Raw genomic sequence first — 7885 nt, forward strand, 5'->3', positions numbered from 1 at the left:
GGCCATGCCGGCGGCGCCGCCGATCGCCGCCACGTCGCCGTAGCTGCCTTTGTGCGAGCCGTGCGGGCGGGCCGTGGCGAGTGGTGGACCAGCGAGCCAGGCGCAGGGCGCCTGGGCGTCGTGCGCCACGTCCAGGCCGTCGAACCAGACGGTGCCGCCAGCGTCGCGGCCGCCGGCCGTGAACAGACCCGGCTTGAGCGCCAGCAGGCTGATCGTGTGCGTGGCCCGGACCACGTGGGCGCCGGCGCCGGTGTCGGCCTGCAGGCCAGACGGGAGGTCGATGGCGAGCACCGGCGCCGACGCGGCGTTCATGCGCTGCATGGCTGCCAGCAATGCGCCGTCCAGCGGGCGCGTGCCGCCGATGCCGAGCAGGGCGTCGATCGCCAGGTCCCACGCCGGCGGCGGTTCCTGCGCGATCGCCACGCCCGCGGCCTGCGCCCGCTCCAGCGAGCGGCGGGCATCTGGCGGCAGCCGCGCCGCATCACCGAGCCACGTCAACACCGGCTGTTTGCCCCATTGCTTCAGATGCAACGCCGCTTCGAAGCCGTCGCCGCCGTTGTTGCCGGGGCCGCAGGCGATCCAGGCCGTGCGCGCATGCGGCGCAATGGCCAGCGCCAGCCGGGCCACCGCCAGTCCGGCGCGTTGCATCAGGGTGTGCGGGGGCAGGGCGGCCGCGGCCGCCTGCTCGATGCGGCGGATGGCGGCCGTGGAGTGCAAAGGCCAGGGACGGTCGGGGGTGACGCGCTGCATGCGCGGATTGTGCGCCGGGGTGCCTCCACCCGGACCATCCCCGGAAGGGACGGGAGGAAGATCAGAACTCCAGGCGTTCGACGCCCAGTCCTTCCAGGTCCACTGCCGCCGGCTTGCGCCCCATCAGATCCGCCACCGCGCGCGCGCTGCCGCACGACAGCGCCCAGCCGCTGGAGCCGTGGCCAATGTTGATCCAGACGCCCGGCACGCCGGTGGCGCCCAGCAACGGCGGCCCGTCCGGCAGCATCGCCCGCGCGCCCTTCCACTCCTGCACGCCGGAGCCGGTGTTGGCCAGCTGCGCGGCGCCCGGGAACCAGTCGTGCAGCACCTTGTACAAGGTCTGGATGGCCGCCGGCCGGCGCGCGTGCGGGTCGCCGCCGATCTCGGCGCTGCCCGCCACCCGCACCCGGCTGCCCAGGCGCGAGATCGACACCTTGTAGCGCTCGTCCATCAGGCCGCTGCGCGGCGCGTTTAGCGGCTCGCGGATCGGCGCGCTGATCGAGTAACCGTGCACGGCCGCCAGCGGGATGCGCAGGCCGACCGGGCGCAGCAGGGCGGCCGATGCCATGCCGCTGCAAACCACCACCGCGTCGAAGCGGCGACGGGTCGGGGCGCCGTCCTTGCCGGCCGTCACGTTCAGCTCGGTCGGGTCGGCTGCGGACAGCGGCGCCACGGCGCAGTTGAATTCGAAGCGCGCGCCCAGGTCCTGCGCCTGGCCCTTGAGCAACAGCGCGAACTGGCGGCAGTTGCCGACCTCGTCCTCGGGCAGGTGCACCGCGCCGAGAAAACCGGTGTCGGGGTTGAGCGCCGGCTCAACCAGCCTGGCCTGGGCGGCGTCGATCTCGGCGAACTTGACGCCGGCCTCGCGCAGCACCTGCAGGCCCGGCTGGACCAGCTTGCGGTCCTTCTCCGTTCGCAGCAGCACCATGTAGCCCTGGCTGCGGTCGTATTCCAGCTGCAGTTCCTCCACCAGACGGTGCAGGCGGGCGCGGCTGTAGAAGGCCAGGCGCTGCAGCCGGGCCCGGTTGGCCATGTAGGTCTCGAGGTCGCAGGCGCTGCGCCAGCGCATCATCCAGCGCAGCTCGTGCGCCGCCAGTGGCCAGCAAACGCGCACCGGCGCGTGGCGGCTGAACAGGTGGCGCATGACCTTGGCCGGCATGCCGGGCGCCGCCCAGGGCGTGACGTACCCCGGCGCGACGACGCCGGCGTTGGCAAAGCTGGTTTCGAGCGCGGCGGCGCCGTGGCGCTCGAACACGGTTACCTCGTGGCCGTCGGCGGCCAGTTCATACGCGGTGGTCACGCCGATGATGCCGGCGCCCACGATGGCGATTTTCATTCAGTGCGGGAGTAGGGAAGACAGCAGATCCTCGATCTGCAGCGAGGCAGACAGGATCGTATCGTCTCTGAGCGCTGCGTGCCAAAGCATCAGGCCCACCGGCAGTTCATCGAGCGCCTGGCACGGCAGCGAAATGGCGCAGCCATCCAGCATGTTGACGACGCTGGGGTTGCGCAGCAGCAGGCCGTTGACGCGGAAGAAGGCCTCGTCGCGCTCGGCGCCGGGGGCGACCTCGGCCAGCGCCGGCGCCACCATGGGCACCGTGGGCGAGAGCACGGCGTCGAAGCCGGCCAGCGCCTGCTCCACCGCACGGATCCAGGCGCCGCGCGCCCGTTGCAGGTCCACGTACTCCCAGGCCTTCATGGCCAGCCCGCGCTCGATGCGGGCGCGCACCCGCGGGTCGTACTGGTCGGCGTGCCGCGCCAGCAACGCGCGGTGGCTGGCGTAACTTTCGGCGGCGGTGAAACCGCCGCTGGCCTGGATGCTCCCCAGGTCCTGGATCGGGCGCAGCGGGATTTCCTGCACGCGGGCGCCGGCATCGCGCAGCAGCCGCAAGGCGCGCTCGAAGGCGCGGGCCACCGTGGCGTCCACGCCGTCCAGCATCTGCGTGGTGGCGACAGCCAGTCGCAAGTCCTTGAGCGGGCGCGCCGAGACGGTCACCCGGCGCGCCGCCAGGATCTCGTGCGCCAGGATCGCGTCTGGCACGCTGCGCGTCATGGCGCAGACCGTGTCCAGCGTGGTCGACAGCGCAAAGGCACCTTCGGTGGGCACCAGCCGCGCGGTGTTCTTGAAGCCGACGATGCCGCACAGGGCTGCCGGGATGCGGATCGAGCCGCCGGTGTCCGAGCCCAGGCCGATGAAGGCGGCGCCGGTTGCCACCGTGACCGCGGCCCCGGACGACGAGCCGCCCGGGATGCGCGGCGTGCCGCCGTCGCACGGGTTGACCGGCGTGCCGTGGTGCGGGTTGACGCCGACTCCCGAGAACGCGAACTCGGTCATGTTGGTGCGACCCAGCACCACGCCGCCGGCGGCTCGCAGTCGGGCCACCGCCACGGCGTCGGCGGCCGCTGGCGCCTCGCCCGCCAGCGCCAGCGAACCGGCCGTGGTCACCTCGCCTTGCAGGTCGAACAGGTCCTTGATCGAGACCGCCAGCCCGGCCAGCGGCGTGCCGGCAGCGGCTTGCGCCGCCTCGGCCGCGGCGGCGTCGAAGCGGGTCGCAAGGAAGGCGTTGCGGCAGGCGGGCGAGCCGGCGATGGCCTGCGAAACGGCCAGTTCGTCGGCGGCGCTGGTGAGCTGGCCGCGCAGGCGGCGCCGCGTGGCATGGAGGCCGGGTCGGGAGGTGGGGCGCAAGGGGGGCCTGTGCTAGAATCCGTGGGTTTTGCTGGGTGGCATGCGCGATGTGTGCAGGTCGCCGACAGCGAGACAAATCGCGAATCCCGCCCCTTAAGGTGACGCTGCCTTTTTCAAGGGCGCGTTGACAGGCGGGATTTTAGACCCAACCTTCGGAGCTCACATGCCTGTATCCATGCGTGAAATGCTGGAAGCCGGTGTCCATTTCGGACACCAGACGCGCTTCTGGAACCCCAAGATGGCCCCGTTCATCTTCGGCCACCGCAACAAGATCCACATCATCAACCTCGAAAAGACGTTGCCGATGTTCAATGACGCGAGCAAGTTTGCCAAGCAGCTTGCCGCGAACCGCGGAACCATCCTGATGGTGGGCACCAAGCGCCAGGCGCGCGACCTGCTGCAGTCGGAAGCCGGCCGCGCGGGCATGCCCTTCGTCAACCAGCGCTGGCTGGGCGGCATGCTGACCAACTTCAAGACCGTCAAGCTCTCGCTCAAGCGCCTGAAGGACATGAAGGCCCAGCAGGAAGGCGGCCTGGAGGCCATGTCCAAGAAAGAACAGCTGATGTTCCAGCGCGAGCTGGACAAGCTGGAAAAGGACATCGGCGGCATCCAGGACATGAACACCCTGCCGGATGCGCTGTTCATCGTCGACGTGGGCTTCCACAAGATCGCCGTGGCCGAGGCCAAGAAGCTGGGCATCCCGATCATCGCCGTGGTGGACACCAACCACTCGCCCGAAGGCATCGACTACGTGATCCCCGGCAACGATGACTCCGCCAAGGCGGTGGCCCTGTACGTGCAGGGCATGGCCGACGCCATCATCGAAGGCAAGAACAATCCGGCCGGCGACGTCCAGCGCGCGGTGGCCGAGGGCAAGAGCGGCGACGAGTTCGTGGAAGTGCAGGAAGGCGCTTCCGCCTGATCGGCCCAGCCCTGCCCGACGGCAACGAAAGGGGGCTTTTGAGCCCCCTTCGCACACCCAGATTCAACTGAACAGAGACGAGGACAACAGATGGCTGCAATCACCGCAAGCATGGTTGGCGAACTGCGCGCCAAGACCGACGCCCCCATGATGGAATGCAAGAAGGCCCTGACCGAGGCCGAAGGCAACATGGAAAAGGCCGAAGAGCTGCTGCGCGTCAAGCTGGGCAGCAAGGCCGGCAAGGCTGCTTCCCGCGTGACCGCCGAAGGCGTGGTCACCGCATCGATTTCGGGCGCCACCGGCGCGCTGCTGGAAGTGAACTGCGAAACCGACTTCGTCACCAAGAACGACAGCTTCCTGGCCCTGGCCAACGCCGCCGCCGAACTGGTGGCCAGGCTTGGCCCGGCTGACGTGGCCGCCCTGGGCGCGCTGCCGTACAGCCAGGACAGTTTCGGCCCGACGCTGGAAGACGTGCGCCGCGGCCTGATCGGCAAGATCGGCGAAAACATGAGCTTTCGCCGCTTCCAGCGCTTTGCCGGCGGTGGCAAGCTGGTGAGCTACCTGCACGGCACCCGCATCGGCGTGATCGTCGAGTACGAAGGTGACGAAGTGGCCGCCAAGGACGTGGCGATGCACATTGCCGCCATGAAGCCGGTTGCGCTGTCCAGCGCCGAGGTGCCGGCAGACCTGATCGCCAAGGAACGCGCCGTCGCCACCGGCAAGGCCGACGAAGACCGCAAGGTCGCCCAAGCCGCCGGCAAGCCCGCGCAGTCCGCCGAAATCGTTGCCAAGCGCATCGAGGGCGGCGTGCAGAAGTACCTCAAGGAGGTCTCGCTGCTGAACCAGTCGTTTGTCAAGAACGACAAGCAGACCGTGGAGCAGATGCTCAAGGCCGCCAACACCACGATCAAGGGCTTCACCCTGTACGTGGTCGGCGAAGGCATTGAAAAGAAGGTCGACGATTTCGCGGCCGAAGTGGCAGCGCAGGTCGCGGCCGCCAAGCAGTCGGCGTAAAGCCTCGGGAGCCCATGACGCCGTTACACTCAGCTCGTTCGAATCAGGAGACCCCCCGCATGCCCCCCCAGCCAGCCCACAAGCGCATCCTGCTCAAGCTGTCAGGGGAGGCCCTGATGGGGGATGACGCCTTCGGCATCAACCGCGCGACCATCGTGCGGATGGTGGGCGAGGTCGCCGAGGTGGTGAACATGGGGGTGCAGGTCGCCATCGTCATCGGCGGCGGCAACATCTTCCGCGGCGTCGCCGGCGGTTCGGTCGGAATGGACCGGGCCACCGCCGACTACATGGGGATGCTGGCCACCGTGATGAACGCCCTGGCGCTGTCCGATGCCATGACCAAGCAGGGCCTGGTGCCGCGCGTGATGTCGGCCATCGCCATCGAGCAGGTGGTCGAGCCTTACGTGCGGCCCAAGGCGCTGCAGTACCTGGAAGAAGGCAAGGTGGTGATCTTCGCCGCCGGCACCGGCAACCCGTTCTTCACCACCGACACCGCCGCCGCGCTGCGCGGCGCCGAAATCGGCGCCGAGATGGTCCTGAAGGCGACCAAGGTCGACGGCGTCTATTCCGCCGACCCGCAAAAGGACCCGACGGCCGAGCGCTATTCGCGCATCAGCTTCGACGAGGCGATGGCGCGCAACCTCGGCATCATGGACGCCACCGCGTTCGCGCTGTGCCGCGACCAGAAGCTGCCGATCAAGGTTTTTTCGATCTTCAAGCATGGCGCGCTCAAGCGGGTGGTGCTGGGCGAAGACGAAGGCACGCTCGTTTACGCCTGAGCGTCCAAAGAGAGGAGCAGACCAATGACAACGATGGCCGATATCAAGCAGACCACGCAGGCAAAGATGGACCAGTCCATCGCCACGTTCAAGCACACGCTGACCAAGATCCGGACCGGCCGCGCCAATCCGGCGATCCTGGACACGGTGCACGTCGACTATTACGGCTCGATGGTGCCGATCAGCCAGGTGGCCAACGTGTCGCTGCTGGACAACCGCACCATCAGCGTCCAGCCCTGGGAAAAGGGCATGGGCGCCAAGATCGAGAAGGCCATCCGCGAAAGCGACCTGGGGCTGAACCCGGCCTCCATGGGCGACCTGATCCGGGTGCCGATGCCGCCGATGAGCGAGGAGCGCCGGCGCGAGATGACCAAGCTGGTGCGCAGCGAAGGCGAGAACGCCAAGATCGCCATCCGCAATCTGCGCCGCGACGCCAACGAAAGCGTCAAGAAGCTGGTCAAGGACAAGGAAGCCTCGGAGGACGACCAGAAGCGCGCCGAAGCCGACGTCCAGAAGGTGACCGACAAGCACATCATCGAGATCGACCAGCTGGTGACCGGCAAGGAACAGGAAATCATGGCGGTGTGAGGTGTGGAGGGACCAGGGGCTAGGGGCCAGCGGCTAGGGAAACAGCCACTCGACCCGGATTCTCCCTGGCCCCTGATCCCTAGGCCCCCAGTCCCTCTATGAGCGCAACGCGCGAAGTCCCGACGCACATCGCCATCGTGATGGACGGTAACGGCCGCTGGGCCACGCGTCGGTATCTGCCGCGTGTGGCCGGCCACAAGCGGGGACTCGATGCCTTGCGCGCCTGCGTGCGCCATTGCGGCGACCGCGGGGTCAGGGTGCTGACGGTGTTCGCCTTTTCCTCCGAGAACTGGAACCGCCCGCCCGACGAAGTCTCGGGCCTGATGGAGCTGCTGGCCATGGCGCTCACGCGCGAGGTGCCGCAGTTGCAGGCCGAAGGCGTGCGCATCCATTTCGTCGGCGACCGCTCGGCGCTGTCGGACAAGGTCCGCGCCGGCCTGCAGCAGGCCGAGGCCGGCACCGCCGGCAACAGCCGGCTGGTGTTCAACATCTGCTTTAACTACGGCGGCCGCTGGGACATCGCGCAGGCGGCGGCCGGGCTGGCCGCCCGCGGCGAGGCGATCACCGAGCAGAGCATGGACCGCGCCATGGCGCTGGCCCATGTGAGCGATCCCGACCTGCTGATCCGCACCGGCGGCGAACAGCGCATCTCCAACTTCCTGCTCTGGCAGGCGGCCTACAGCGAGCTGTATTTCAGCGACAAGCTGTGGCCCGACTTCGACGCCGCCGCGATCGACGAGGCCATCGCCGATTTCGGCCGGCGCGAGCGGCGCTTCGGCCGTACCTCGGAACAGCTGGTCCAGCCCACCGACACCGGCCGCAAGGCCGCCTGAGCAAAGGCATTCCATGCTGAAACAGCGGGTCATCACCGCCATCGTCCTGTTGGCGATCCTGCTGCCGGCCGTGTTCTGGCGCACGCCCGAGCCGTTCCTGGCCATTGCGCTGCTGCTGATCGCCGCCGCCGGCTGGGAGTGGGGCCGGCTCAACAAGCTGGGGCAGTCCGGCGCCGTCGCCGTCGGCGCCGCCACCCTGGCCCTGAGTGGCGCGGCCTGGGCGCTCGGCTTGCCGCAGCGGCCCTCCGCGACCTTGTGGACGGTGGTCGGCGCCGCCTGGGTGCTGGTGGGCGCGTGGCTGGTGCGCAGCGGC

Annotated in this window: 8 protein-coding genes and 1 pseudogene; 6 read left to right on the forward strand and 3 right to left on the reverse strand. The window is 69.0% G+C overall.

Features of this window, described 5'->3' with window-relative positions; genetic code table 11:
• The 3 genes from JWP65_RS04755 to JWP65_RS04765 all read right to left on the reverse strand — a co-directional run.
• A partial coding sequence (locus tag JWP65_RS04755; protein ID WP_299760843.1) for an NAD(P)H-hydrate epimerase occupies window positions 1-750 on the reverse strand: 750 nt, incomplete at its 3' end.
• Window positions 751-811: 61 nt separating this feature from the next.
• Complete coding sequence (locus JWP65_RS04760) at window positions 812-2086, reverse strand: D-amino acid dehydrogenase (protein ID WP_299760845.1); 1275 nt, start codon at window positions 2084-2086, stop codon at window positions 812-814.
• Window positions 2087-3436: an amidase gene (locus tag JWP65_RS04765; protein ID WP_299760847.1), complete on the reverse strand. Its 1350-nt coding sequence runs from the start codon at window positions 3434-3436 to the stop codon at window positions 2087-2089. It lies immediately after the preceding gene.
• 163 nt (window positions 3437-3599) lie between these two features.
• Between JWP65_RS04765 and rpsB the strand changes: the two genes are divergently transcribed.
• The 6 genes and pseudogenes from rpsB to JWP65_RS04795 form a co-directional block, all read left to right on the forward strand.
• Window positions 3600-4358 (forward strand): 30S ribosomal protein S2, encoded by a 759-nt coding sequence (rpsB, locus tag JWP65_RS04770; protein WP_299760849.1) that lies wholly within the window; start codon window positions 3600-3602, stop codon window positions 4356-4358.
• 90 nt (window positions 4359-4448) lie between these two features.
• Window positions 4449-5372 (forward strand): translation elongation factor Ts, encoded by a 924-nt coding sequence (gene tsf, locus JWP65_RS04775; RefSeq protein ID WP_299760851.1) that lies wholly within the window; start codon window positions 4449-4451, stop codon window positions 5370-5372.
• Window positions 5373-5431: 59 nt separating this feature from the next.
• Window positions 5432-6151 (forward strand): UMP kinase, encoded by a 720-nt coding sequence (gene pyrH, locus JWP65_RS04780; protein ID WP_299760853.1) that lies wholly within the window; start codon window positions 5432-5434, stop codon window positions 6149-6151.
• A gap of 24 nt (window positions 6152-6175) precedes the next feature.
• Window positions 6176-6739 carry a ribosome recycling factor gene (gene frr, locus JWP65_RS04785; RefSeq protein WP_299760855.1) on the forward strand — a complete coding sequence of 188 codons (564 nt, stop codon included), beginning with the start codon at window positions 6176-6178 and terminating at the stop codon, window positions 6737-6739.
• A gap of 98 nt (window positions 6740-6837) precedes the next feature.
• Entirely contained in the window at window positions 6838-7572 is a 735-nt protein-coding gene (uppS, locus tag JWP65_RS04790; RefSeq protein WP_299760857.1) for a polyprenyl diphosphate synthase, read from the forward strand.
• A gap of 13 nt (window positions 7573-7585) precedes the next feature.
• Window positions 7586-7885, forward strand: a pseudogene (locus JWP65_RS04795) (phosphatidate cytidylyltransferase); the annotation flags it as partial.

Origin of the sequence: Ramlibacter sp. (genome assembly GCF_028292805.1) — a bacterium.
Classification (GTDB): Bacteria; Pseudomonadota; Gammaproteobacteria; order Burkholderiales; family Burkholderiaceae_C; genus Ramlibacter.